The sequence below is a fragment of the Mycobacterium venezuelense genome (genome assembly GCF_054919535.1).
The window spans coordinates 317,887-342,483 of the sequence record NZ_JBONDW010000005.1; the positions used below are offsets into that span (position 1 = coordinate 317,887).

The window sequence follows — 24,597 nt, forward strand, 5'->3', positions numbered from 1 at the left end:
GGCTGATGGCTCACAACACCGAACTCGACCGCGCCGAGATCGGCTCTGGCGTAGAACCGCCGGTCGAACCGAAGGTCCGCAAGGCATTCGGGCTACTGGAGCGATTCGCGCCTGCGGTCGGGGCGAGGTGGGCGATCGAGCTTTGGTGCACTCCACCCGCGGTGGAGATGAGCTTGCGGATGCCGCCGGGCGTATCGCCGGGGGAGCCCGTAGAAGCCGCATGGAATGGGCACCGCGTCGCCGGCGAGGCATGGGGAGAGGGGGCGCCGGTTTATCTGGTGCACGGATGGGGCGGATGTCGTGCTCACCTGGCGGTGTTCGTCAAGCCACTCGTCGACGCCGGACACCGGGTCATTGCGTTCGACCTGCCCGGTCACAACGAGTCCGAGCAGGGCGACCTCGCGCCGGGCCGCACCACGATTGTGGAGTGCGCCGAGGCGGTACGCGCCATGGTGCGTGAGCACGGGTCCGCGGCCGCCATCGTCGCGCACTCGCTGGGCGCCAAGGCCGCCGCGCTTGCGGTGGCTCAGGGCATGCCGGCCGACCGTCTGGTGTTTCTGGCGCCGATGGGCGACTTCTCGCTCTATCTGGACCTCTTCGCCGATCGTCACGGTTTCGGTCCGCGGATTCGTGACCGACTGCATCGTCGGCTCGACCGTCGACTCGGCATGCCGTTGTTCGACACCGACATATCCGCGGTGGCCGCCCGTAGCGGCAACCCGCCGCTTCTGCTCGTCCATGACCCTGATGACCCGGACAGCGCCTATGAGACGAGTCAGCGGATCCGCGAGATGTGGCCGCACGCGAGCCTGGTGACCACGCGCGGCCTCGGACGCCTCGCGCACTATCGAATACTGCGGCACCGTCCCGCGATCAATGCCGCCGTCGAGTTTCTCACCACCGCCGGCCCCTGATCGGCATCGTCATTCCGGGGGGTACGGGAGCCCGAACTCGTCGGCCAGCAAGCTCTGCACGATGATCATCGCCGCCTCGGCCCCCGCCGCGATGGCGCCGGCAAGGTAGGGCTGGTCTGTGCACGGGTCGCCAGCGGCGAAGACGGTGTGCACGGTGGTGCGGTGCAGTGCATCCACGTCGACCGAATCCGGTGCGGTCGGCCCCTGACTGCACGCGGCACCGAGTTGCGTGACAAGTCCCGACCGCTGGCGTAGCGGCGCCTCGACGAGCAATCCGTCGCGTTCCAGGCGGCTGCCGTCGGCGAAGGCGATTGCGGTCAACTCGCCGCCGTGGCCGATCAGTTCGACGACCCGGCGCTCGTCGATGTCGACCTTGGCCGTTTCCAGCCGTCGCCTCTCGTCCGCAGGCAGATTCGGCGCTCCGTCGGTGAGGAGCACGACGTCGTCGCTCCACCCCCGCAGCATCAACGCCGCGTGGACGGCATCGTGACCGGCAGCGAGCGCAGCGAGCCGTTTGTCGCGCATCTCCCACCCGTGACAGAACGGGCACTGGAAGACCGATTTGCCCCATAGCTCGTCAAGCCCGGGCAGCTCCGGCGGACAGTACTGCATGCCGGTGGCCAGCAGTACGCGTCGTGCGGTTAGCGCGTCGCCGCTGTCCAGCTCGAGCTCAACCTGGTCGCCCACAGCCCTGCCATCGACCACCTCGCCCGAGAGATAGCGCACGCTCGGGTATTCGGCCAGCTCCCGGCGCCCCGTGGCATACAGCTCGGCCGGCGGTTGTCGATCGTGGCCCAGCAGCCCACCGATCCCTCGTGCCGACTGGTTGCTCGGTTCTCCGGCGTCGACCACAAGGGTTCGACGACGCGCGCGGCCGAGCACCAACGCGGCGCTCAGTCCGGCCGCACCGCCACCCACAACGACGCACTCCCAGTCGTCCATGCCCGCATACGTTGCCTCGGACACGCCGATCGAAACGCATGCATCCTGAGCTCCTGGCCATCAGCGGCCAGCCGGTTGGGTGTAGCAGACTGCTACACTCGTTTCATACTGCTACAGCGGGAGGCTGTCATGACTGAGGCACCAGACCGGGTGACGCGGTTCGCCGCGGATCTGATGGACAGCGCGGCGGCCGAAGGCGCTCGTCAGAGCCGGTCGGCAAAACAGCAACTCGACCACTGGGCCCGCGTCGGGCGGGCCGTGTCAAGTCAGCACAGCGCCGCGCGCCGCCGGGTTGAGGCAGCCCTAACCGGGGAGATGCCGCTGCGTTCCTTGACGGTGGAGGAGGGCGTCGTGTTCAACGCCGAGATCTCGGCGGCCATCGAGGAGAGCCTGGGTCGTGCCGACTACGGCAAGACCCTGGCCGCCCGCGGAATCACGACGGTTGCGATCGACGACGACGGTGAGATCGTGCAGTATCGCCCCGACGGCAGCACGACGGCACTGACGCACCAGTGATGATCGTCGCCCGTTCACATCCGTACGTCGTGCGGTGAAGCGCCTCGACCTCATCGTCGGATCCAACGGCGCAGGCAAGTCGACTTTCATCGAACTGACTCTGGCTCCGCTGTTACCAGGCAGTCCCGTCGTCAACGCTGACGAGATCGCCAAGCGCCGCTGGCCGGATTCGCCTGCCGCACATTCCTATGAGGCGGCCGCCGTTGCCGCTGAGACCAGAACCAAACTCATCCAGCGCGGCGACTCCTTCATCGCCGAAACGGTGTTTTCCCACCCGTCGAAGCTGGACCTCATCGACGCCGCACGCGCGGACGGGTACACCGTCATCCTGCACGTCGTCATGATCCCTGAGGACCTTGCCGTGCTGCGCGTGCGACACCGCGTCGAGGCCGGTGGCCATGACGTGCCCGAGCAGAAGATTCGCGAACGCTATCAACGGCTTTGGGACCTCGTGGCGATCGCGGCGGTGCGCTCGGATTCCGCGACGTTCTATGACAACAGCACGGTGAAAGGCCCGCGCATCGTCGCTCAGATCGCCGGCGGATTCATCGTCGGCGCGCCCACCTGGCCGGCGTGGACGCCGGCCGCATTAGTTGCCCAATGGCCGGGCTGAGGCCGGAACCAAACGTCATCACGCGGGCACGTCCACCCAGGCGCAGGACTGCGACGACCTGATCACCGCATCCACGAGCGTGGCCGCGCGTACGCCGTCGGCAAACGTGGGCAAACCGTCCGGAGCGGATCCGCCGATCGCGGCGTAGGTGTCGGCGACGAACGCGTTGAAACAGTCCTGATAGCCCTGCGGATGCCCGGGAGGAAGCAGCGAATAGCGAGAGGCAGCGGCGGACGTCGCGGGCGATCCACGGTGCAGCGTGAGGTTGCTCTCGATTCCGCCGACAAACAGGTTCTCCGGATTTTCCTGGTCGAAACCGTATGCCGCATCGGCACCTTCGAGGAACACCCGCAAAGAGTTGCGCCGGCCGATGGCCGTCTGGCTGGCGAGCATCGAGCCCGAGGCACCGGCATCGGTGTCGAACAGCACGGTGGTCACCGTGCCGTCGCCGGTGGTGCGCGCCAGCAGTCGGGTGATCCGATGCCCAGTGGTGAACTCGACAAGATCGCACCAGTGCACGCCGATGTCGGCGAACGTCCGGTAAGCGCCCCCTTCCGCGTCCTCACCCCGCCAGCCGGCCGACGCGCCCCCGGCCTGCCAGTCCTGCAGATAGGCGCCGTGCAGCAGGTGCAGGGGACCGGCCTCTCCGGCCGCGACGCGCGCCCGGGCTTCGCGGATCGCCGGGTAGAACCGGTAGACGAAGGGGACCGTGGCCACCTCGCCCTCCGCGGCGGCGGCCAACGATCGTGCATCGGAAAGCGTTGTGGCGAGCGGCTTCTCGCAGACCAGCGGCTTGCCCGCGGCAAGCGCACGCCGGGCCAGTGGCACGTGCAGCGAGTTCGGGGTGCAGATGTGCACGACCTGGACGTCGTCCGAATCGATCAGCTCCTCGGCGGTGGCGGCTGAGCCGATGGCTCCCAGTCGGCGAGCGGCCTCGGCGGAGCGCTCGGCAGTGGACGCCGCCACCCGCGTCACCAACCCGCCGGCAGCCCGCACCGCATTGGCGTGCACGGTGCCGATGAAACCGGCCCCGATGATTCCTGCACGCAGTTGGTCAGTCACTGTTCTCCTCCCTGCCGTCGCTAGGTTCCCTGGTCGACCAGGTCGAACACCACGAAGGCCTCGGAAAATGGTTGGGGCGTAACGCCCATCGGGCCGAACGGGTGGTCGAGTACGAAGATGAGGTACAGCAGCAAGGCGAGCAGCATGGTGACGGCGCTGACGAGGATGATGTGAGCACGGTTGTCAGCCAACCGCATGAAGCTCGTGAGCGCGATGAGGACAAGCCCGCCGAAGACCAAGGCGCACCACAACAGTGGTGGGATGCGCGGTTTCGCGTCCAAGATTCTGGCGCTGCGAATCGTCGACAGCTCCGTCAGTTGGCTGAGGAACGGCTGGTTGATCGCACTGCGCGCATCGCTGGGCTTGCCACTGCCGACAATGCGGTACATCGCGGTGAGCGCCGCTCGGCCGTCGTTGTTGATATTGCCGAACTCATTCTTGCCCCATTCGGGCCCTTGCATCGCGGCGGCGTATTTCCGGATCTGCTCGCGGACCTTGGATTGCTCGGGCTGGGGCATGGCGACGGTCTGGCGGTACATCGTCTTCAATATTGACGCCTCTGTCGCAACGTTTGTCTCGGCCGAGAGATACTGCTGCCAGCCGACCACGACGGTAAACCCAAGCACCGCACCGTAAATGAGCCCGACGACGGTGAGAAACGGCGACAGGATCGAGTTGTGTTCCGGCCGCGCGTCACGAGCGATGATGCGGCTGGCGATGAGCACACTGCCGACCGCGATGACCACTCCGCCGATGATCACGGCACCCAGCAGGAGCCACGCGCCGATCAGCCCAAAGTCGCCCATGTTGCACAAGGATGCCAGCGAATGCGGCGGCGCGGCGGCGCATTGCGTGTTCCCAGGTAAGGACTTTCGGCGCCGCGATGGATCTCATCGCCGCAAGCGGAGCCGCCAGCCCCGATCGTGAACGGATGCAGCGCCCTACTTCGGCCGCCGGATCTCTTGCACCAGTCCGTCGACGTCGGCGCCTAGTTGAGTCAAGACTTCCGTCGCTCCGCCGTCGCTGACAAGCAATATGCCGAGCAACATATGGTCAGGCCCGATGTGAGGGTGGCCGAGCTGCATCGACTCCCGTAACGACGACTCGAGCCCTTCCTTGGCTTGGCCGGTAAATGGGATGTGGCCCGGCGGCTCCTCATCGCCGACGCCGAATATCTGCTTGACCCGTTCACGCACCGCGTCGATCTCAAGTCCCGCAGCGTCGAGCAGTTGAGCGACAGAGTCGTCCCGGCCCCGACCCATCACGCCTAGCAGAATGTGCTCAGTCCCGATCCAGGCGTGATTGAGCGACCGAGCTTCGCTCTGGGCGCCGATGACTGCCAGCCGCGCGCTATTGGTGAAACGCTCGAACATGCGGCAAGCGTCGCACATTCTGCGCCTGATGGACTGATATCGCCTGCGATAGCACGTTTTGATCGGACTTCGCGCGATTCAGCCGGTGAAGTAGTCGACGAGCCCGTAGGGCGCCCGCACCGAGGCACAGATCCAGAGTCTCGCGGGCGGAAACCAGTCGGCGAACCCGCGACCAAGCGCCGTCGGCGCCGACCAACAGACCGGTGGTGACGGTGCGCCCATCTGCGAACGTCAATTCGTGGCGACCTCTGCGAAGCGTGCGCACGCCGGCGAGCTTGCAACCCCACGACACGGTGCCGCCGGGCAGCGACGCCAGCAGGAGCCGGCGCAGGTCGCCACGGAGCACCTCAGGTCGACTACCTGCGCCGTCGTCGGACTGTTCGAACAGTACGGTGACAAGAAACGCACCCGCTGATCCGGGAACTGGTTCGGATTGTTCTGTGATGACGGTGCGGGCGAAGCTGATGAGCCGCTGCTTCGAAGATCGCCTTGCCCGGGTTGTCGGGGTGGTCGAATGTGGACAGCAGCGGGGAAAGCTGGGCCATCGCCGCGGCCTGCTCCCGATCGAGTGAGGCGGCTAAACCCGCCTATGAACCTCGGGCGTCCTGCGGTGTCATCCCGAACCGCGCTCGGAAACCTGCCTGGAATGCGCTTAGCGAACGGAAGCCACTGGAGTGAGCAATGTCGGCTACAGTGCGCTGGCGCGGCGCGGTGCGAAGCAGCGAGCGCGCAAGGTCGAGTCGCTCATCGCGCAGCAGCGCCGCGGGCGACGTGCCGGTCTCATGCAGAGCGAGCTGGACCTGCCGCAAAGACCAGCCCAACGCCCGCGCGATCCCTGCCGGGGTCAGTTCGGGGTCCGCAGCGTGGCGGCGGACGTATTCGCGCGCTGCGGCGTCCACGGTTGCCAGGGTGCTGGGCAATTCGGGACCCGGGCGCACGCACAGGGGGAGAAGCTCGGTGAGCGTGTCGCAGGCAGCGGAAAATGTACTCCCATCCAATGCCTCGCGCTGAGCTCCGAGTTCGGCGATCATGTTGCCGACCACCGACCCGAGGCCTTGGGATACGTCAAACAACGCAGGCCCAGTGCACGCGTTCATAGGTACGACGTTGGGGGGTAGCGTCATCAGCCATGTCCGCACCCGCTGGCTGTGTGCGATGTCGAACGCGCGCGCCTTCGTCACCACCCCGGCGAATTTCGGTTCAACCGCAGCAGTGACCCCGTCCTGGGTCAGGAGAGTCGTGCCAGCGATCGGCACGAATAATCGCAAACTCTCGTCGCTGTCTCTGCGGACGTCAGCGGCACGGCGCGAGTAGCCCATGCCCTCGGACCAGAAGTCGACCAGGAGGTGCGTTCTGGCTCGCTGTTGAGCGAAGCCGCCGTGGAACGTGGTCGCATCGGCAAACCGAAACCGCATGGTGCCGTGGTGGCGAGCGACATTCTCCGCCCAGAACTCCGTCGCGTCACCCTTCGCCAAGGCAGTGGTGTCGTGTTTTTCCACTACATACGATTCGGCAAGTGGCATAAGACCTCCACCTAGTCTGCGCATCTCCCTGCGTGCTCTGCGCGAATCAGGGCGAACGAGCAGCGGTGCCCCCTAACGCCGGGGTAAATGTAGCGCACGCCGAGGAATGCCGCATGCGTAGTACATACGGCGACGCGCCGTATACGGACACAGCCTACTTCCGAGGCAACCGAGACATGCCTGCCATCGTCGATAACCCGACGTTGCACGAAAGGCATTGCGCCCGAGCATTATTAGTCGCGGTGACGAATTACCGCAGTCCGAATACGAACAGGGTAACTCAGCCCAGGAGGACCGTCAGAGAACCGGTGCAGGTGGCGCGAGCCGGCCGACGACAAACGCCGCCGCTTGAGCTGCCATTCCGTTCATGCCGTATTGGCCGTGGGCGATGCTCGACCCGTTTGCACCATCGCCACTGCACACGGTGTCGCCGGGGGCGCAGAGCACCAACGACTTGCCGGCATACAGCGGACCGACATCGATGGCCGGTACGCCGTACTTGATCTGCGCTTGACCCGAAGGCTTTCCGAACAGTACGACGGCATCGACATGATCGGCGAGATCGGGCGCGATCGGCACGGGCGCTGCCGCGGGAGGCACGCCTTGGGGTACGACACCCGATGTGGTGAGCGCCGTGACGGCGGCCCCTTGTGAGTACCCACCGAGAACCATCCTGGTATTCGGGCACACAGACAGTACGCCCCGTACATGGTTGGCGAGATCCCGGACGCCGTCGGCGACGTTGAGTTCGAATTCAAGACTATTGGCGAAATTGCTGCTGGCCGGATAGTTCACGCCGTATACGCCGACGGTGCGCGGGACGGCCTGCGACCGCAAATTGTCGACGAAACTCTGTCCGACGTTTCCGACGCCAGGCCACTCGCCGGTGCCTCTGGCGAACGCCACGCCGATGTCGGGACACGGCTCTGCCGTCGCGGCGGGCATGCCGGTCCACAAACCCGCCAACGTTATGACAATCGCACCCCAGGAGCGCCACCGGTTCAACAGGCCACTGCCCATTCACGCCTCCCCAAACCACGGCCTTGCACGGCGCCGAACGACCCGTGCCCCCGAGGCGTAACACTAGGCGCTGTCGATCCAACTTCGGGTGAAGGACGTGACAATGATTGTGGCGCAGCGGATTACAAGTCCGGGCGGAGGCCCGTATCAGACAACGAGCAAATCGGAGAGTTCCTCCAGCGTTTGGCGGGCATAGCCACGCCAGGACCACGCGATTAGTGGGCGCACTGGTCCGGCAAGGCTGGAGCGCACATGCACAATGTACCGCCAGGTAATCCGAGTTCCTGTGCCAGCGGGCGAGAACATGAACTCACCCTCAATTTGCGACAGCAGCGCTGCGAGCGGGCCGGCGAAGTCCGAGAGGGTGTAGCTCCACGACCGCGGTCGGTCGACGGCGGTGAGCGTTTCGCGAAGACTTCCGCCACCGCGGAAGGCGAGGGTGCGGGTCTGTCCGACGGCGCCCCATTTGCCTTCCTGGCCCGTCACACGGCTGATCGGCGGGAGGATTCCGTATCTACGCCGGCATACCACCGGTAGTTGCATGTCAAGCGTGCCGTTGAATGCCGCATCCCGCCCGATCGGTATCGCACGTGACTGCTCTAGGTCCAAGGGCGGCGGCATGTCGCACAGATTAGACGAACGGCTCTCCGGGCTACGTGGGATACGCATCCGCACGGTCGTTTGGCCATGCTGTCCGACTACATCGATCCCGCCCAGACTTTTCCCAAGCAAGACGTCGTCTACGGGGAACGGATGGCCCACGTCGGCCGCACATCTTAGGGCGCCAATCGAGCCCGCATTGCTTCACCTAACGGGTTCTGAATTAACGCAACGAGTGGTCGAAACTTGCGGAGGGCCGATCTCATACATCGCAGAATTTTCGTTACGCGACGCCCCGAGATGCCAGGCAGCGCAGCAGTTTTCGTCACAGTGACAATAGTGTCGAGGCTAGCGACTTCGATAGCAGAGCGGTTTGCGCGCGGGGGATACAACCACGGGAGGCTCAACATATGGGTTACCGGATGGAAGGTGAACCAATGACACCCCGACATCTAGAAGCGCGGCATCACACGGATGGTCCGATGCGGCCGACCGGCCCGCTTGGAATCTCGTCACAGTTGACTGTGGCCGAAAGCGGCTGCATCGCAGCTATAGTCGCATCCCCGTGGGCAGCAAGGTGAATCGTCACTGTGACGGTTTAGCGCTGGCGGCTTGTAGATGGCCAGGGTCGAAGGTCAAGCCGAAGCGACGGCTAACCATCCGGCGTACTGCGTCCGAAATGGCGTCGGGTTGCACGAGAGACCCGAGGATCACCTACCGTCGGCGCGACGCTTCGGCGCGGTATACGAGTGACGGTTTAGCGGGGCGTGCTTTTAGGCGCCTTCAGGCCGAGGCAAAGGCGACGACATCCGCGACTACGTCGGCGTACGAAATGCAGCAGGGCAACAACCTTTGCCGATAACCTACATTATGTCAACTTAAGCACTCCCACGCGGTTTACTACCCTGACCGCGCGCAGACCCATGGCGGCGAATGCGGGAATCGAATACTTCCCCCGGCGCTCCCGCAAGCAACGATGAGCTCGTGCCACCCCATGACAAATCTGGTTGCAGGAATTGCGACCGCGCTGCACGTCCGCCATCCATGACAAGCGGGCAGACAACACTATTCGTGCTTGCCGTCGACGCCGCGACGATCGGCGCATCGCGAACGACGATCGCCGCAACCTGCCTAGGGATTCCCTCGGGCCGGTTGCTCTCGGCCAGAGTATGCGCGCGCATCGTTGTCATTGAGCACCCGAGTCAGCAAGTCGACCAGCGTCGCCTGCTCGGCAGGATCCAAACATTTCAGAAAGTCGCGTTGAGATTGCTGCGCGACTCGTAGCAAGTCGCGGGCCTGCCGGCGTCCACTCGCCGTCAGATTAATACGGTGACGGCGCCGGTCCTCGGGATCTGATTCGCGGCGTAACCACCCGCGAGCCTCAAGCAGGTCAATGTGTTTAACCAAGTGACTCTTGTCAATCCGCAAACTCTCGGCGAGATCCTGTTGAGCGGCCGGCCCGAAATCGACCAACGCGGTCAGCACCGCGTTGTGCGCCAACTTGAGGTTGCGGGAGGCAAGCTCCTCCTCGAGATGTCGTCGTCCATAACCCGCGACGTACGACGCCAGGTACGACGGGAGTGCAGTGAGCGAGGGAGGACGAGAATGTGGCATCTCGCAATCTTAGCCCGCACATATAGTGGCGGCCTGCTACTGTTGTGGCTATCCACTAGATGCAGGATTGGAGCACTCAGGTGACTGTCACGCAATTACTCTCCGCCAGCAAGCCAGCTGTGAACGATGCGAGCCTGTTGGTGTTACGCGCGGGCGCGGGTGTCGTGTTCCTGGCTCACGGTTATGGCGACGTCTTCGGCGCCGGGATCACGGCCAATGTCGCCAATTATCGCGACGCCGGCATTCCGCTGGCCGCCGTGTCGGCACCGTTCACGGCGCTCGTCCAGCTCATCGGCGGTGCGCTGTTAGTGGTCGGCTTCCTCACACGTGTGTGGGCTGCGTGTCTGACGTTCATCATGGTCGGAGCCTTGATCTTCGTACACTGGGGCGAGCCCCTGGTGCTGAATCAGGATGGCAGCGGTTCAGGATTCGCGTTCATCATGGGGATCGCTTCGGCGGCCCTGCTACTTCTGGGACCGGGGCGTTTCAGCCTGGACGCACTCCTTGCGACACGTTTCGCCGGGTGGAGAGGAGGGGAAATGCACACCACGCCAAGTAAAGTCGTCTAACACGCTGGCTCAAGTCCGCCAACGCCTATGAGACCACATGATTCGCTCCTCCTCATTCGAGATGGCGGTTCCCATATCGCGAGGCCGATCGCAATGAAAGCGAACTCTTGTTGATGTCCAGTCTCGATGAAATCGGCGTCAAGGCAACGTAACTGATGGACATTGGAGTTGCTTCGTCGTCCCGTTGATCTAGCGGCGGCCAATGAGCAAATCATCCATTATGAGCCGCCTGCCCGATTTCGCCAGTGCCACAAAGTCGTCGAACAGCTCCTTGGCAGGCTGATCAGAATTGGTACCTACCGGCGGGCCCACCGTATGGACGAACTGGCCGCCGACCTTGACGACCACGGCGCATGGCTACGCGGTGCACCGCGAGTTGTCGTCGTGGCGAGTGGACCCCTGGACCGCCGTCAGTGAACGGCACAACGGAGCGCACCCGTCTCGTGGAGCTTGACCCGGAAGCGGCCGTGCCCGTGCTGCGTCGCTGGCCTGAACACGCCGCCGATGGCGCAAAGATCATGAAAAGATGCCGGCGTGGTCGACGCCGTTACCGCGGACGCATTCACCGCCCTGGCAGGGCGGTGCCTGCAGGTCAAGATGCCGGTGGCCGCGCAATCTACGTCGATGCCGTCTCTTCGTCGGGAGGCGTACGGAGTAAGCCGTTGGCGATGACATCGGTGGCGGCGCGGAACAGATCGCGCAATTCGGCTTCGCTACAGCGCAATTCGTCGGGCCGCCAGGCGAGACGGATGATGCCGTTCCACGTCGCCCTACTCCACGACGCGGCTGTTCTGTTCGTCGATCTCCTGGGCGATGCGCTGCGATATCGCCATCGGCCTGGATCGGCCGGGTAGGCCAGCATGCGGAAGTATTCCGGGTATTGAAGGTAGAACTGTAGGTACTGTTCGGCCGCGGCGTACATCTGCTCCACTGGATCTGACCCTGGGGCGAACGCCAGGTCGGTGAACTGCCAATGGATATCCAGCGCGCGTTCGATCACTGCAGCATGCAGGCCGGCCTTCGATCCGAAGTTGTTGTAGATCGTCCCAGCGCTTTCATCGGTTACCTCCGTGATGTCATGCAACCGCGGCACTTCGCGGAATTCATCGCCGTGCTCGAACAACGCAGGATGCAGCAGCAGCCCTTTCCGATACCGCTGATGCTGCTGTACGCCTCCCAGGATCCGCTGGTGCCCCCTGTTGTTGGAGAGCGGCTTGAGCTTGGAGGCGCTTTGGGCATCGCAATTCTGGGAAGCGGCAGCTACGGCTAGCTACCGCAACCATTTCCACTCCCCGCCAGGCCTTGGAGACTAGCTACTGGCGCACGCTGATGAGTCGATCCATGGCGCTTTGAGCATTGCGCCAATTCTGAGAAGCTCCGCTCGTTCTGACCCTTTGCGTTATCTGATCCGCTTCAGCCCTGGACCGCCGGCTCCACGTCGACTCCGTGCATGGCGAGCATTTGCACGATCTCATCGATCACCTTCGCCTGCGAGACACTGACGTCGCCGTTCAACCATGCCGCAAGGCATTGCGCGACACCGCCCACGAGGAAGTGTGCGGCCAAGGGCGGGTGGTCGTCACCCTCGGGGCGGAACTGGCGACTCACCCGGGCACTGAACAGCGAGACGAAGACGGCCGTCGATTCGAAGCGCTTCACAACGACCACAGGGTTCGTCTGGTTCGGGCTGAACAAGAGGTGGCCAATTCTGGAGTCTGCCGCCAAGGCTTGGACCAGCGCCGTCATACCAGTACGTGCACCATCTGCATACGTGCTTGATTGAAGTGCCGCGTGTACGGTGCCGACCAAGTTCGCCAACGCCCAGTCGTACACGGCCGCGGCGAAATCGTCCTTGTCGCTGAAGCTTTCGTAGAAATAGCGTTGCGCCAGCGATGCCCGCCCGCAGATCGTGCGCAGCGTCAAGCCCTCGGCACCCAGTCGGCCACCCAGGATGTCCAGACCTACTTCCAACAGTCGCTGACGACGTTCCGCCACGCGTGCGTCATTCGCAACCCCGCCGTAAGGGCGATTGCGAGCAGCATTCGAGGCGTCGGACATGCTGAATCAGTCTGCCAGCCAGAGCGAGCGAAGCACTTTCGTTCGATCATCATTGACATCAATCGGCCCTCGCCGTAGTGTGCGATTTCTGAGTGCGAGTGCACTCAGATTTGGGGGGCGCTCGTGAAAGGACCGTCGGAGCTCAGGTCCGCGCCGTCGCCGCTTGTCGTCAACGGCCTTGTCGAATTGGCGGTCGGGGTGCTCACCGGGTGGATTTACGGGGCCGCCAAGGCGGCGCCCGAGAAGATGCGATCACTGGGCGTCCAGTCACCGGATCGCATTCGTCAATGGCATCTCGAGCTGATGATGCAGGGGGCGTACACCGTCGCCTGCGGTCTGGCGGTCCCCGGGGCACCTCGTTTGGTTGCCATCTCGCTTGCTATCGGCGCCTGGTCCAGCCCCAGCGCCTTCCTGCCCCTCGCCTTCAAACCCGAACTCGAATCCCGTACCACCTTCCGAACCGCGGCCGTCGTAGCCAACTTCGCGACATCGGTCGGATTTGTGGGTGTGGCTGCGGTCGCCTGCCGACGTCGCCGGCAGCGGCGCTGTGAAGACACGCTCACCACTTCACCGCAGCTCCAGTAGCTTTACGACTTCAGCGATCCTGACAGCGGAGCGATCGGGTCGACGTGCGCGTCCGGAATAAACCCGCACCCAGAGAACTTGGGTCAAGAGTCGCCCCTTCCTCCGACACAGGAGCACTCATGACCCGTCCCGTTCGCGTCGCCGTGCAGATCCAGCCCGGCGGAGCGCCCGATTACCGCACGTGGCGCGACGCCGTCCTGGCCGCCGATGACCTCGGCGTTGACGTGATCTTCGGTTACGACCATTTCCACCGCCCGGCGATGGACGCCATCGTCGACGGCAAGCCCGTCCTGTTCGACGAGCAGCCCGACGTTGCCAACTTCGAGGGCTGGACCGCACTCGCGTCGTGGGGTGAGATCACCTCGCATGCCGAGATCGGGCTGCTGGTCACCGGCGTCGGTTACCGCAACCCGGACCTCCTCGCCGACATGGCGCGCACCGTCGATCACATCAGCGGCGGCCGGCTCATCCTGGGCCTCGGCGCAGGTTGGTACGAAAAGGACTACACCACCTACGGTTACGAATTCGGCACCTTCAGCTCCCGCTTCGATTTGTTCGACGAGAGCCTGATCCGCATCGAGAACCGGCTGGCTGCACTTATCCCGCCGCCCGTGCGCAAGCTGCCGATCCTCATCGGCGGCACGGGGCCCAAGCGCTCGCTGCCCGCCGTTGCCCGACACGCCGACATCTGGCACGCGTTCCAAGACCTCGACGCGTTCCGAAAGTCGAGCGAACGCGTCGACGAGCTGGCAGCGACGTTCGGCCGCAACGGGGCCGATATCGAACGCTCGACGTTGTGGGAGAACGCCGAAAGCGCCGATGCCTTTCGCGAAGCCGGCGTCACGTTGTTCCAGACCGAGCTCACCTCTGACAACGGATACGACCTCACGTCCCTCAAGCAGGTGCTTACATGGCGAGACAACGGGTGACGGACTAGGCACCCGCCACTCCTCCTGGTGCTGACACGGGACCGATTACGCAGTAATCGAATACCCCATCACGCACACTAGGTGTCGCACCCGACGCCATGGAGGAACGATCTCGGAATGAGCCCCGCCGCCGAATTCGACTTCATCATCGTGGGAGCAGGCAGTGCGGGCTGCCTGCTCGCCAATCGGCTCAGCGCCAACCCTGACCACCGGGTTCTCCTGATTGAGGCCGGCGGAAAAGACAACTGGTTCTGGATCAAGGTGCCGGTGGGCTATCTGTACACCATTGCCAATCCCCGCACCGACTGGTGCTTCACGACTGAGCCCGATCCAGGTCTCGCCGGGCGCAGCATTATCTACGCGCGGGGACGGGTGATCGGCGGCTGCTCATCGATCAACGCCATGATCCACATGCGCGGACAGGCAAGCGATTACGAGCTGTGGGCACAGGCCACCGGTGACGAGCGATGGCTCTGGGGTGGCCCGGACTCCCCCGGCGAAACGCTGACAATCTACAAAGAGTTAGAGGACTACTTCGGCGGAGCCGACGACTGGCACGGCGCCGGTGGCGAGATCCGCGTCGAGCGGCCGCGGGTGCGTTGGAAGATCTTGGACGCGTGGCAGGCCGCCGCTGCCCAGGTGGGCATTGCCCCGATCGACGAGTTCAACCGGGGCGACAACGCCGGCAGCGCCTACTTTCATGTCAACCAACGGCGTGGCCGTCGCTGGTCGATGGCCGATGCTTTCCTGCATCCCATTGCCCACCGACCCAATCTCACCGTCTACACCCAGACCCAGGCCGTGGGGCTGCTGATGGACAACCAGGTCCACGACCATCAGCGTCGCGGTGCCTGGACCACGGCTCAGCGCCGGGCCACCGGCGTGCGGCTTCTCAAAGACGGCCAAATCATCGAGGTTCAAGCCCGCCGGGAGGTGGTACTGAGCGCCGGAGCGATTGGCTCGCCGCATCTCATGCAGGTCTCGGGTCTGGGCCCGGCCGAGTTGCTCACCCGACATCAAGTGCCGGTGACCGTCGATCTGCCGGGAGTGGGTGAAAATCTCCAGGACCATCTGCAGCTGCGAACGGTCTACCGCGTCCAGGGCGCCCGGACCGTCAACACGCTGTACCGGAATTGGATCACTCGTGGCGGCATGGGACTTCAATACCTGACGCTGCGATCGGGCCCGATGACCATGCCGCCCTCCACGCTGGGGGCTTTCGCGAAAAGCGACCCGGCACTGGCCAGCCCCGATTTGGAGTGGCATGTGCAGCCGTTGTCCCTGCCCAAGTTCGGCGACCCGCTGCATCCCTTCGGGGCCATCACTCCCTCGGTCTGCAATTTGCGACCCAGCTCGCGCGGCAACGTACGCATGGCCAGTGCCGATCCGCTGAGCTACCCGAAGATCTCCTGCAACTACCTGTCCAGTGACGCCGATCGTCAAATCGCGGTGCGCGGTCTCCGGATGACCCGGCAGATCATGGCGGCGCCGGCGCTGGCCCCCTATGGCCCGCAAGAGTTGCTGCCGGGCCCGCAACTGACGAGCGACGAAGACCTGCAGCAGGCCGCTGCTGAACTCGGAACAACAATCTTCCACCCGGTGGGCACCTGCGCCATGGGAGCCTTTGACGCACAAGGTCTTCCGCGGTCGGCCAGCACCGTGGTCGACACGGACTGCCGCGTGTACGGCGTCGCCGGCCTTCGAGTAGCCGATGCTTCGGTGATGCCCTCCATCACGTCCGGCAACACCAATGCGCCGGTCATGCTCATCGCTGAGCGCGCAGCGCGAGCGATCCTGGGATAAGTCGTTTCCAGCCGACTTAGGCGTCGGCTCAACGCCTTTCAGGTGCTTCCGTCCTCATGGGCCTTTGATCATGCGCAGGATCAGGGCGACCGCATCCTCCGAATGGGCTTCAGGAGTCAGAACCTCTTGCAAGAGCAGGCCACGAATCGCGGCAATGGCGACGGTGGCCATGCTCAACGATTCCTTGGTGTCGCGCCCTTCGCGTTCCGCGAGCGAGGCCAGCATCGTGGTCAGGTCGTCGAGCGAGTCGATGAATTCACGAAACTCCCCTGGGCTGCACGCGGCGAGCCCTACGACGTGAAAGAAGCCGCGGACGCGCGACAGCTGCTCCGGGCGGGTATAGGTCCGCCAGATAGCCACCACAAGATCGTCAAAGGTGCCCTTCTGTGCGGTCTTCAAAAGCGTCTCGTTGTCACGAGATCGCTGCACCGTGAGCATGGCCGCCAAGACGCCAGAGAGTGACCCGAAGTGGTACCGCAGTAGGGCGTGGCTGGTCTCGGCCCGGGCGGCGACCTCGCGCAACGACAGCTCCGGCGAGGGAAGGTCGTCCCCGAACGCGTCGAGAAGCCGTGTCAGAAGACGGTCGCGTGCGTCGCCCCTCCGTTCCGCGCTTGACAGGATCATTCCCACAGTTTATCCATTGGATAAGACTTATCCAATGGATAAGTCAAGGGGCGCCGTGCCGCGCCGGCCGAGTGTGAAGGACTTCCAATGAGCTCTATGTGGCAAGGCTGTCTTGCCGACACCGACTATTTCGAGGTGCGTTCCAGCGGCGGGCATGACTACGGCATCTGGGTTACCACGCCACCGGGCTACAACCGCGCTGCGGCGAAAGCGCCTGTCGTGTATGTGCTCGACGGCAATTGGGCGGTGGGCCTGACGGCTCCGCTCATCGTCACCCAGATGGACCCCATGGAACGAATCCAGCCCTACATCCAAGTGAGCGTCGGCTACGCGGGCGAGGAAGCACCGCACTGGGATCGGCTGCGCAATAGAGATTTCGTGCCCCCCGGGGAACCTATCGCCAAGGAGCTCGTCGATGCCGTGGAGATGGGAGTGCAAGCGGGCGCGAGGACACGCGCGGAAGCCGATGCCTACCTCGCCGAACTACGCGACACCCACGCCGATGTATTCCTGAGTTTCCTTACCGCGGAACTGCACCCGCGGATCGAACATGACTATGGCACGGCCACAAGCGGTCACGGCCTTTTCGGATACTCCTACGGCGGACTTTTCACCCTGTACGCATGGCTCACCGGCGCCACCCTCTTCGAGAGCATCGGAGCCGGCAGCCCCGGCGTCGTCGCAGAAGACAGTCAGATCTTCGCCCAGCTCGACGAGATGGATGGCAGCCGGCGTGCCGCCAAGCTTCACGTGACCTTCAACGACCGTGAGCTTCTCGGGGGCTTGGCCGTCTACCAAAACCTCGCGAAGAACACGGCCACGGTCCTTCATCGCCTCATCTCACGGGGCGAACCGGTCACAAGCGAGATCCTGCACGAAACGCACCTCACTGGCCTACAGGCCTCGTTCCTCAGTTATCTCAGGAGCTGCCGTCCTATGTAAGCGCGGAGGTCGCCGATCTCCACGCATTTCAGATCCGTCGCACAATGCACCGATCGGCGACACCATACGGCCAACGCGGTCCACCCAAACAGCTTTCTCGGCCCTGAGGTCAGGGGTAAGCAACCGCCAGCCGTCCGAGGGCCACTGCACGAACTCATAACCAGCCAGTTCGTCCTGCACCACCGACGCCACCCATACCATGGCCTGCGCGGGAGTCGTCTCTAGTGCGAAACCTCGACTCACTGAAAACGAGCCAAGGTCTGCGCCATCGGTCAACGCCGTCATTCCGATCGCCACTGAGTGGTTTGGGAACCGGCTCAGCACCCATTCGACCCCATCAAGGGTGACGGCTCTCCCCTGTCGCCGACACCGAAGATCACGTGTGACCGCTGCTAACGCTGCGACCCATTCGCCTGGCACTTCATCTGGAACCTTGCCTACCAACGGAACCCGCCACTCGTGCACCGCACCCGGGACCACCATGTTCCTACTGTGCCAGAGCCAGATCGGGCGCGGGGCCCACCACGACGATCGCCTGCGACAGCGAATCAACCCTGCCGAGCGACCCGACGTTGGCCATGTGCCGATGCTCGACGAGGCTTTGCTTCGCGCGGACCATCCTCGCTACTGCACGCCCAGCACAGAAGTAGTGGAAACCTCCGCCGGTTTCCTTGAAGGCTGCCCGACCTACATGTCAGAGGGCTCGTAGGCCACGCAATGTCCTCGCTATCAGTTCACGTCGTTCGTCGATTGTCATCGAGTCACCAAGGGAAGCATGCACACGCAAGTAACCCTGTGTCACCAAGTCGTCGACGAGATAGCGCGTCGCACCGAGCGGCAACGACAGGCGAGCGGCGATCTCTGCGACTGTGGTACCGCGTGCGCACCACATCAGAATCTGTTCCCGCACATCGTTTTTCGGCCATCGCCGCGGCTTACCGGTGACATTCAACGCTTCCACCGGGGCCTCGAGGGCCAGTTCCGCACTGGAGTCGATTCGGTCGGCTGTCAGTGCGTTGGCCCGGAGCGAAGTCGATTCGTCGGCGTTGTCCGGGACATCTGGCGAGCTACGCGGCGGCTTGCGGTTCCTCAAAAACCTTAAGGCCTCGTCGGCATGTACCGATGCGCGCAGTTCGCTGGAGACGACCTTGAGTACGGTGCGGTCGGTATCAATCACGAATGTGGTCCGTCTGACCGGCAGCAGCCGGGACAGCAATCCGCGGCGCCGAGCGTGCCGGCCACGCCGGGACTTTCCAGCCGCCACGGCGGGTCTACGCAACTTGGCGAGCCGGCCTCGCCGTATCCCGAACAGCTCGCACACAACGCCGTCCGCATCCGAGAGCAGCGGGTAATCGAACGAACGCTGCTGGGCGAAGTGGGCCTGTTTGTCGACGGTGTCGGTGCTGATACCCACCCTCTGCGCGCCCACCTCGGCGAATTCGTTGCTCAGGTCTCGAAAATGACAGGCCTGGGCGGTGCAGATCGGTGAAGACGCCAGCGGGAAGAAGAAGAGCACCACAGGTCCCTCGGCGAGGAGCGCGGAGAGCGACCGAGGCCAACCCGTGTGGTCACACAGAGTGAAGTCAGGCGCCCTCTCGCCCGTGATCATCGGCAAAGACTAACGCGGGGAGCTCTGCGCGACACACGACTCGGAGAACTCGGCCGGTTACCACAAGCGCCCCGCCTGCCCGTTGAGGTGTGCCCGTCGTCCTGATACACGGATTCTTTTTGACCTCAGCCATGTGGTGGGCGCAAGTCGCCGGTTTAACAGGAGATTTCACCGTCTACACGCTGGACATGCTGGGCCAGCCCGGAGTGAGCGCCCAAACGAAAGCCATGACCAGACCCGAAGATTGCGCACGCAGCATTGACGCGGTTCTGCAGAACCTGAACCTCCGGGACGTGCATCTGGTGGGACATTCGTACGGCGGTTGGCTCGCCGCCCATACCGCAGCGACGACGCCGAGCCGACTGAGAACGCTTACCCTCATCGATCCCGCGAATACGGTGGTACGACTCTTCCCTCGGTTCTGGGGAAGTCTCGCGATGCTCCTGACGCGCCCGCGTTCCATAGGGGCTGAGCGTGCAGCGGCATGGGTGACGGGACACCCAACGCCAGGCAGTTCCATCGATACGCTGACTCGGCTCTTTCTCGCCGGATTCGCTACGTTCGGACCGCCTCGTCGAACCGCTCCGCTGCTTTTCGCGCCCGATCGCCTATTGCGATCCGTGCACATCCCGGTCCAAGTTCTATTGGCGGGCAACAGTATTCATGACTCTGACAGGGCAATCGCGCGGATGCGATCGGTCCTACCAGCCTGGCGACACCATCTGTGGCCTGATGCGTCTCACTCGCTGCCCGCTGAGGCCGCTGACGAAGTGAACGCGCGCATCCGTGACTTCGTGCTCGAGCACGGCATGGGTGGGTAACCAGAAGCTCGAATCCGCAACGGCGTCTACAGCCCGGACGGTACGACCTTGCCGTTGATCGTCACCTCGACCGCGCCGGTCTTCGTGTTGTACGCGACCTGGCCGTGATCGAAGGTCTCCACGAGCAGATCGCCGACGGCATTCTCGTCGCTGGTCGGTGCGCCAAGCGGACCCACCGAACCGTTCTCCCCGGTGACCGCAGGCACGCCGTCCGGGTCCCGTGGGATATTCCAGGCCTCCCGAATCTTTCCCCAAGTGATGTATGCAGGCGTACCCACCTCGCCGCTCTTGGCAGTGATCACGCCGCCCTGGAACTGCTGGAACAAGACGCCGCTCTCGCGTGCTCCTGCGTTGAAGTCTCCCGTAAGTGGCTTGCCGAGAGCCGCCTTCTGGCTCTCGGTTGCCGACGAGTACTTGGCGGCGATCGGGCCGGTCAGCGTGACCTCGACGTCTCTCTCCCCGATGAGCTTCACTTCGTTGGGCGGCGCCGGAGCTTCAGTGGAGGTGGCGATCAACCCGACCTGAGGTGACTGAGACGAGTCGATGCTCTGGCCATTGCTGCAGCCGACGGTCATCAATGCAACGGCGGCCAGGCCGACGACTGCCGTGCGGCGGTATTCGATCGTCCTCATCAGTTTCCTTTGCGTCGTCCTGCGGTGTGAGTCAAGTTACGTCTGAATCTCGCCCGGCCGGGACTATAACCGAACCACTCGGGTACCGCAGGCGATCGCAGTCCTCTCCGCCTCCTGCCAGACCTGTCGGCCACCGCTTTTGGCCTGCGTCCCAGACGTTTCCGCCCATCCGCGGAGTTCTCCACGACGCGAGCGTCCGAACTTGTCGTACCCCGCTGCGACAATCGGGTCATCTCCTCGGAGCCAGCGTCTTTCACGGCTGAGGCGCGTCCTGTTGACCGACTGGAGGTGTTGTTCGGCGAAGTCGCGCAGTTGTGTGGTCAGCGCAATGCGATCGATGGGCTCCTGGTGGAGATCGTGGCCGAGATCGAGCGTGACGAGTTGTGGGGTGCCACTGGGGCACGGTCGACGTTGGTATTGGTGGCCTGGAAGACCGGAACCACACCCCGCAACGCCGACACGATGATGGCGGTCGCGCGTCGGCTCGCCCACCAACTCACCGTCACCGACCACACCGGCCAACCTCTAAACGGCGGCTCAGTAGCCCAACCACACCCCCACCCGCAGTACCACCCTGCCCTGGGCCCACCGGCGAACGCGCCGACTGGTGGTGGTACCAACGGTTCCAACCACAACCACCACCGTCGACCAATTAAGTCGGCCATCAGCAGCGGGTTTGATGAGCCTGCTTGCTGCCCTGGGCGATTGGTCGCCAGTTAGAGCGCGGTGCCGACGGCCTGGCTGTACAAGTCTGCCGCCGCGCTCATCGCACCCTTGACGGTGTTGTAGTAGTGAGTTCCGACGCCGCCGTGGTGTTTAAGCAGTTGCGGGTTTTGCGCGAGCGTGGCCGCGAGCACAGTGTCGCTCGTGATGCCGTATTTCTTGAACGCCTCAGTAAATCGGACGATGAACCGGGCGATCGCCTTGTTGGGGTCTTGGCGTTCGGCGACGGTTCCGAAACTGGCTTTCTCCTGGAACAGTCCGATGACCTCATCCGCCGCGGTCCCCGGCCCGCCATAGGCCTGCACACCACCGGACGCGGCGGGCCGGAAACTGGACTCGATTTTCGCGGTCGCGATGACGGTCTTGATCTGGGCTTCGCTCAACCCGGCCGCCTTGCCCTGGGCCACGATGGCTCTGACGATGTCTTGCGGGCCGGAGTCTTTGGTCACGGCCACCGGTGGGTGCGGGACCTCCGCGGGAGTGCCGGTTTCGGCGTCGCCCGCCGACGGTTGCTGGATTGCGACCGCTGGATTGCCCTTCATCGGCGGAACAAGCACAGCGGCACCGCCGAGGCCAGTAACGATTAGGACGGTGGCGATGGCGTTCTTTATTTGTTTCTGGTCTCCGAACGTCCCGGTCGGCCGGCCGAATCTCGGCATGGTTTAGCTCTCTTCTGTGGGGTTTGAACTTGTGGATCCGCGTCGGACCGGCCCCCCTGGAATCCCGCCTCTCGGCGCTGAGAAGCCGGTTGGACTGCGTACTGGTTCGCCGGGTGGCGCTTGAACGCGCCGAGCCGACGAATCTGTACCAGCCGAAGTTTGCTGCATGCTGTGGTTGCGGTGACACAGCAGTCAGCCCGCGGCTGACGCATCACGCTCGCCGCTACAACCACCCCGTTTGCTTTGAAGTGATTTATGTCACTTTGCCTGGCACTACTGGGCAGTCATAGTTAGCGGAGAACTGTATTAGAACATCGAGGATCTAGCAAAACGCCAGGGCGGGGGACGTAACGAGCGGCGTGTCCCTGCGTAATCCATCACCAGCTGAGCATTTGCTGAGAGCGTTCGTTTATGCACGCAGGACCAGACGCACCCGGTCTGCATCCGTCGGTCGGCACATCGAGGCCTCGCCGCGCGCTCGACCAGACAATACTTAGCCCTTGCGCTAACTATTACGGCGAGGAATACTTAGCCTCGTGGCACAGTATTTGGCCGGACTCGACGAGGTCTTCCTGGCTCTGGCGGACCCGACCCGGCGGGCCGTCATTCACCAACTCGGGCGTGGACCGGCCAGCGTTGGAGATCTTGCCCGTGAGGCCACGATGACACTCCCCTCGTTCATGAAGCACGTGCGGATGCTCGAGTCGACCGGGCTGATCCACACGGCGAAAGCCGGCCGCGTACGCACCTGCACTCTCGACCGGAAACGACTAGCGGTCGTCGATGACTGGCTGGCGCAACAGCGGCGCATTTGGGAGGAACGCACCGACCGGCTCGAGCAGTTCGTCACCCGCCCCAACCAAAAGGACACGACATGAACCCTGAACTCGACCTCAGTGTCGAACGAATCATTCGCGCACCCCGCAAGGCGGTGTGGGAAGCCTGGACCAACCCAGACAGCTTGGCGCAGTGGTGGATACCCGCGCCGACGATGTGCCGCGTCGACCGTTTGGATGTTCGTCCCGGTGGCGCGTTCGTGACGCAGATGAGCGATGACGGCTTGGATTTTGTGCCGCACTTGGATGCGTGCTTCTTACTGGTCGACGAATTCGAGCGCTTGGTGTTCACCAACGCCGTTGACAGCGAATGGCGCCCCGCGAATCCCGCGCCCATCTCGATGACGGCCGAAATCACCATGTACGACCATCCGAGTGGCACTGACTACCGCGTCGTCGCACGCCACGGCGACCCAGCCGCCAGAAACCTCCATGTCGAACTGGGCTTCGACGAGGGTTGGGGCACAGTCGCCGATCAACTCGCGAGATTTGCAGAGAGCGCGCACGAAGACATGCCTCGCTCCCCCTCAGCGCCGAGACCATCGAGCCGATAAGGCAATTCGCCGTGGTTGCGGAACACCTGCGATCCATGTGACGGTACCGGCATGACAGTTTTCGTCGTCGATGCGCCGGTGGCCATCGACCTCGCAGTGCGTGGAGCGACCATTCCGCCGGCGCACAGCCTGGCGGCTCCTACGCTTATGCGCTCGCAGGCGCTCGCTCTCGTTTACGAATCGGTGCGCCGCGGCGAGATCGATGAACACACCGGTCGGACGGTTCTCGACGATATCCGCGGGCTGCGGATCCGGCTTCTCGGCGACCGAGTAATGCAGCACCACGCATGGCAAATCGCCGCCAAGCTGAACTGGCCGGACACCTATCAGGCCGAGTACATCGCACTGACCCAGCTGCAGGCGGACGCACTCGCCACCGCGGACAAGAAATTTGCCGCCGCAGCGCGCACGTTCGTCAAAACTGTGTCACCGGCAGAGATTTTGCGGTCGTAGAGCATCAACAGAACCTCTTCATGACTCTTTGTCGTCGTGAGTGAAGCGTTCCCATGCGGACTGGCGGGTCACGCCTAACGCCGCAGCTATCCGAGACCAGGCAACTCCGCGTTGTCGAAGCTCACTCACTCGAGCACGAAGATCTGCTTCGACGTTGGCCGTCGTGGCTGCAACCCGCGGAATCTCATCCAGCAGTTCGTCGTCGGAGTATTCCTCGCGATCCCGCAACGGCGGCGTGTTCCGGTCGGGCCGATCCTCCAGTATTGCAACACATTTGGACACGCAGTCCCCGCAGATATACACACCCAGGCCGCTGATCAGTTTGTCGACCTGACGCGATTCGAGACCGCAGAACGAGCAGTACATCACTGCCGACACCGCTTTACCCATGTTGCTAATCCCCTCGACATGTCAGGACAGTCCTGACGTCATCATCCTGTCAGGTTACACCTGACAACAGCGGTACTGAAGGCCCGTTCGGGGTGTCTTGTGAAACGAAGGCACGCGCGTAAAGGCGCAAGACCGATGACTTTCTGGGGAAGGTCAGGTCGTAATCGAGACAGCACGAACTGCGTACGGAAAATCAAGGCGGCCCCGATCACCGACGTCGACGGTCGGAGATG

The 24,597-nt window shown here is 63.7% G+C and carries 31 protein-coding genes and 1 pseudogene; 14 read left to right on the top strand and 18 right to left on the bottom strand.

The window, feature by feature from the left end; genetic code table 11:
- Positions 1 to 5: 5 nt before the first annotated feature.
- Positions 6 to 914, top strand: coding sequence for an alpha/beta fold hydrolase (locus ACRCUN_RS10765; RefSeq protein WP_462141607.1), 909 nt, complete (start codon positions 6 to 8; stop codon positions 912 to 914).
- Between the two features lie 9 nt (positions 915 to 923).
- On the opposite strand, the gene ACRCUN_RS10770 is transcribed toward ACRCUN_RS10765, so the two are convergent.
- Positions 924 to 1,856: an NAD(P)/FAD-dependent oxidoreductase gene (locus ACRCUN_RS10770; RefSeq protein WP_462141608.1), complete on the bottom strand. Its 933-nt coding sequence runs from the start codon at positions 1,854 to 1,856 to the stop codon at positions 924 to 926.
- A 129-nt stretch (positions 1,857 to 1,985) separates the two neighbouring features.
- Between ACRCUN_RS10770 and ACRCUN_RS10775 the strand changes: the two genes are divergently transcribed.
- Together ACRCUN_RS10775 and ACRCUN_RS10780 are read left to right on the top strand one after the other, a co-directional pair.
- Positions 1,986 to 2,372, top strand: a complete 387-nt coding sequence (locus ACRCUN_RS10775) for a TA system antitoxin ParD family protein (protein ID WP_462141609.1) — start codon at positions 1,986 to 1,988, stop codon at positions 2,370 to 2,372.
- Between the two features lie 34 nt (positions 2,373 to 2,406).
- Positions 2,407 to 2,985 (top strand): ATPase, encoded by a 579-nt coding sequence (locus ACRCUN_RS10780; protein WP_462141610.1) that lies wholly within the window; start codon positions 2,407 to 2,409, stop codon positions 2,983 to 2,985.
- A gap of 18 nt (positions 2,986 to 3,003) precedes the next feature.
- Here the strand turns inward: ACRCUN_RS10780 and ACRCUN_RS10785 are convergent, their stop codons facing one another.
- From ACRCUN_RS10785 to ACRCUN_RS10820, 8 genes are all read right to left on the bottom strand, one after another.
- Entirely contained in the window at positions 3,004 to 4,047 is a 1,044-nt protein-coding gene (locus tag ACRCUN_RS10785) for a Gfo/Idh/MocA family protein (RefSeq protein WP_462141611.1), read from the bottom strand.
- A 20-nt stretch (positions 4,048 to 4,067) separates the two neighbouring features.
- Complete coding sequence (locus ACRCUN_RS10790; RefSeq protein WP_462141612.1) at positions 4,068 to 4,793, bottom strand: bestrophin-like domain; 726 nt, start codon at positions 4,791 to 4,793, stop codon at positions 4,068 to 4,070.
- 195 nt (positions 4,794 to 4,988) lie between these two features.
- Positions 4,989 to 5,420, bottom strand: a complete 432-nt coding sequence (locus ACRCUN_RS10795) for a Clp protease N-terminal domain-containing protein (RefSeq protein ID WP_462141613.1) — start codon at positions 5,418 to 5,420, stop codon at positions 4,989 to 4,991.
- Positions 5,421 to 5,498: 78 nt separating this feature from the next.
- On the bottom strand, positions 5,499 to 5,642 hold the full coding sequence (locus tag ACRCUN_RS10800) for a hypothetical protein (protein WP_462141614.1): 144 nt from the start codon (positions 5,640 to 5,642) through the stop codon (positions 5,499 to 5,501).
- A 365-nt stretch (positions 5,643 to 6,007) separates the two neighbouring features.
- Positions 6,008 to 6,943 (bottom strand): AraC family transcriptional regulator, encoded by a 936-nt coding sequence (locus ACRCUN_RS10805; RefSeq protein WP_462141615.1) that lies wholly within the window; start codon positions 6,941 to 6,943, stop codon positions 6,008 to 6,010.
- A 297-nt stretch (positions 6,944 to 7,240) separates the two neighbouring features.
- A complete protein-coding gene (locus ACRCUN_RS10810) occupies positions 7,241 to 7,963 on the bottom strand; it encodes a cutinase family protein (protein ID WP_462141616.1) in 723 nt (240 codons plus the stop codon).
- Positions 7,964 to 8,110: 147 nt separating this feature from the next.
- Positions 8,111 to 8,584, bottom strand: coding sequence for an SRPBCC family protein (locus tag ACRCUN_RS10815; RefSeq protein ID WP_462141617.1), 474 nt, complete (start codon positions 8,582 to 8,584; stop codon positions 8,111 to 8,113).
- A 1,110-nt stretch (positions 8,585 to 9,694) separates the two neighbouring features.
- A complete protein-coding gene (locus ACRCUN_RS10820) occupies positions 9,695 to 10,177 on the bottom strand; it encodes a MarR family winged helix-turn-helix transcriptional regulator (protein WP_462141618.1) in 483 nt (160 codons plus the stop codon).
- An 80-nt stretch (positions 10,178 to 10,257) separates the two neighbouring features.
- Here ACRCUN_RS10820 and ACRCUN_RS10825 point away from each other — a divergent pair, with 80 nt between their 5' ends.
- Positions 10,258 to 10,746, top strand: a complete 489-nt coding sequence (locus ACRCUN_RS10825) for a DoxX family protein (RefSeq protein WP_462141619.1) — start codon at positions 10,258 to 10,260, stop codon at positions 10,744 to 10,746.
- 189 nt (positions 10,747 to 10,935) lie between these two features.
- On the opposite strand, the gene ACRCUN_RS10830 is transcribed toward ACRCUN_RS10825, so the two are convergent.
- Together ACRCUN_RS10830 and ACRCUN_RS10835 are read right to left on the bottom strand one after the other, a co-directional pair.
- Positions 10,936 to 11,094 (bottom strand): hypothetical protein, encoded by a 159-nt coding sequence (locus ACRCUN_RS10830; protein ID WP_462141620.1) that lies wholly within the window; start codon positions 11,092 to 11,094, stop codon positions 10,936 to 10,938.
- A 268-nt stretch (positions 11,095 to 11,362) separates the two neighbouring features.
- Positions 11,363 to 11,677, bottom strand: coding sequence for a hypothetical protein (locus tag ACRCUN_RS10835; protein WP_462141621.1), 315 nt, complete (start codon positions 11,675 to 11,677; stop codon positions 11,363 to 11,365).
- Positions 11,678 to 11,719: 42 nt separating this feature from the next.
- On the opposite strand from ACRCUN_RS10835, the gene ACRCUN_RS10840 reads away from it, so the two are divergent.
- On the top strand, positions 11,720 to 12,016 hold the full coding sequence (locus tag ACRCUN_RS10840; protein WP_462141622.1) for a hypothetical protein: 297 nt from the start codon (positions 11,720 to 11,722) through the stop codon (positions 12,014 to 12,016).
- 143 nt (positions 12,017 to 12,159) lie between these two features.
- Here ACRCUN_RS10840 and ACRCUN_RS10845 read toward each other — a convergent pair whose 3' ends face one another.
- A complete protein-coding gene (locus ACRCUN_RS10845; protein WP_462141623.1) occupies positions 12,160 to 12,804 on the bottom strand; it encodes a TetR/AcrR family transcriptional regulator in 645 nt (214 codons plus the stop codon).
- 123 nt (positions 12,805 to 12,927) lie between these two features.
- On the opposite strand from ACRCUN_RS10845, the gene ACRCUN_RS10850 reads away from it, so the two are divergent.
- The 3 genes from ACRCUN_RS10850 to ACRCUN_RS10860 all read left to right on the top strand — a co-directional run bounded on the left by ACRCUN_RS10850 (position 12,928) and on the right by ACRCUN_RS10860 (position 16,121).
- A complete protein-coding gene (locus ACRCUN_RS10850) occupies positions 12,928 to 13,389 on the top strand; it encodes a hypothetical protein (RefSeq protein ID WP_462141624.1) in 462 nt (153 codons plus the stop codon).
- A 119-nt stretch (positions 13,390 to 13,508) separates the two neighbouring features.
- Entirely contained in the window at positions 13,509 to 14,318 is an 810-nt protein-coding gene (locus tag ACRCUN_RS10855) for an LLM class F420-dependent oxidoreductase (protein ID WP_462141625.1), read from the top strand.
- Positions 14,319 to 14,435: 117 nt separating this feature from the next.
- Positions 14,436 to 16,121: a GMC family oxidoreductase gene (locus ACRCUN_RS10860; protein ID WP_462141626.1), complete on the top strand. Its 1,686-nt coding sequence runs from the start codon at positions 14,436 to 14,438 to the stop codon at positions 16,119 to 16,121.
- Positions 16,122 to 16,175: 54 nt separating this feature from the next.
- Here the strand turns inward: ACRCUN_RS10860 and ACRCUN_RS10865 are convergent, their stop codons facing one another.
- Entirely contained in the window at positions 16,176 to 16,745 is a 570-nt protein-coding gene (locus ACRCUN_RS10865) for a TetR/AcrR family transcriptional regulator (RefSeq protein ID WP_462141627.1), read from the bottom strand.
- A gap of 87 nt (positions 16,746 to 16,832) precedes the next feature.
- Between ACRCUN_RS10865 and ACRCUN_RS10870 the strand changes: the two genes are divergently transcribed.
- Positions 16,833 to 17,687, top strand: a complete 855-nt coding sequence (locus ACRCUN_RS10870) for an alpha/beta hydrolase (RefSeq protein WP_462141628.1) — start codon at positions 16,833 to 16,835, stop codon at positions 17,685 to 17,687.
- A gap of 487 nt (positions 17,688 to 18,174) precedes the next feature.
- Here the strand turns inward: ACRCUN_RS10870 and ACRCUN_RS10875 are convergent, their stop codons facing one another.
- Positions 18,175 to 18,306, bottom strand: a complete 132-nt coding sequence (locus ACRCUN_RS10875; RefSeq protein WP_462141629.1) for a hypothetical protein — start codon at positions 18,304 to 18,306, stop codon at positions 18,175 to 18,177.
- Positions 18,307 to 18,381: 75 nt separating this feature from the next.
- Entirely contained in the window at positions 18,382 to 19,296 is a 915-nt protein-coding gene (locus tag ACRCUN_RS10880) for a redoxin domain-containing protein (RefSeq protein WP_462141630.1), read from the bottom strand.
- Positions 19,297 to 19,385: 89 nt separating this feature from the next.
- On the opposite strand from ACRCUN_RS10880, the gene ACRCUN_RS10885 reads away from it, so the two are divergent.
- A complete protein-coding gene (locus tag ACRCUN_RS10885) occupies positions 19,386 to 20,117 on the top strand; it encodes an alpha/beta fold hydrolase (RefSeq protein ID WP_462141631.1) in 732 nt (243 codons plus the stop codon).
- 26 nt (positions 20,118 to 20,143) lie between these two features.
- Here the strand turns inward: ACRCUN_RS10885 and ACRCUN_RS10890 are convergent, their stop codons facing one another.
- On the bottom strand, positions 20,144 to 20,749 hold the full coding sequence (locus ACRCUN_RS10890; RefSeq protein ID WP_462141632.1) for an LGFP repeat-containing protein: 606 nt from the start codon (positions 20,747 to 20,749) through the stop codon (positions 20,144 to 20,146).
- A gap of 231 nt (positions 20,750 to 20,980) precedes the next feature.
- On the opposite strand from ACRCUN_RS10890, the pseudogene ACRCUN_RS10895 reads away from it, so the two are divergent.
- A pseudogene (locus ACRCUN_RS10895) lies at positions 20,981 to 21,235 on the top strand (DUF222 domain-containing protein); the annotation flags it as partial.
- A gap of 230 nt (positions 21,236 to 21,465) precedes the next feature.
- Here the strand turns inward: ACRCUN_RS10895 and ACRCUN_RS10900 are convergent.
- Entirely contained in the window at positions 21,466 to 22,029 is a 564-nt protein-coding gene (locus tag ACRCUN_RS10900; protein ID WP_462141633.1) for a hypothetical protein, read from the bottom strand.
- 638 nt (positions 22,030 to 22,667) lie between these two features.
- Between ACRCUN_RS10900 and ACRCUN_RS10905 the strand changes: the two genes are divergently transcribed.
- From ACRCUN_RS10905 to ACRCUN_RS10915, 3 genes are read left to right on the top strand one after another with little or no spacing between them, the layout of a single operon-like run.
- Positions 22,668 to 23,009, top strand: coding sequence for an ArsR/SmtB family transcription factor (locus ACRCUN_RS10905; RefSeq protein WP_462141634.1), 342 nt, complete (start codon positions 22,668 to 22,670; stop codon positions 23,007 to 23,009).
- Positions 23,006 to 23,521 carry an SRPBCC domain-containing protein gene (locus ACRCUN_RS10910; RefSeq protein WP_462141635.1) on the top strand — a complete coding sequence of 172 codons (516 nt, stop codon included), beginning with the start codon at positions 23,006 to 23,008 and terminating at the stop codon, positions 23,519 to 23,521. The genes ACRCUN_RS10905 and ACRCUN_RS10910 overlap by 4 nt, the downstream gene beginning before the upstream one ends.
- 51 nt (positions 23,522 to 23,572) lie before the next feature.
- The gene (locus tag ACRCUN_RS10915; protein WP_462141636.1) at positions 23,573 to 23,974 is read left to right on the top strand and encodes a type II toxin-antitoxin system VapC family toxin; all 402 of its coding nucleotides are present in this window, start codon (positions 23,573 to 23,575) and stop codon (positions 23,972 to 23,974) included.
- Positions 23,975 to 23,992: 18 nt separating this feature from the next.
- Here ACRCUN_RS10915 and ACRCUN_RS10920 read toward each other — a convergent pair whose 3' ends face one another.
- Complete coding sequence (locus ACRCUN_RS10920; RefSeq protein ID WP_462141637.1) at positions 23,993 to 24,364, bottom strand: ClpX C4-type zinc finger protein; 372 nt, start codon at positions 24,362 to 24,364, stop codon at positions 23,993 to 23,995.
- Positions 24,365 to 24,597 lie beyond the last annotated feature (233 nt).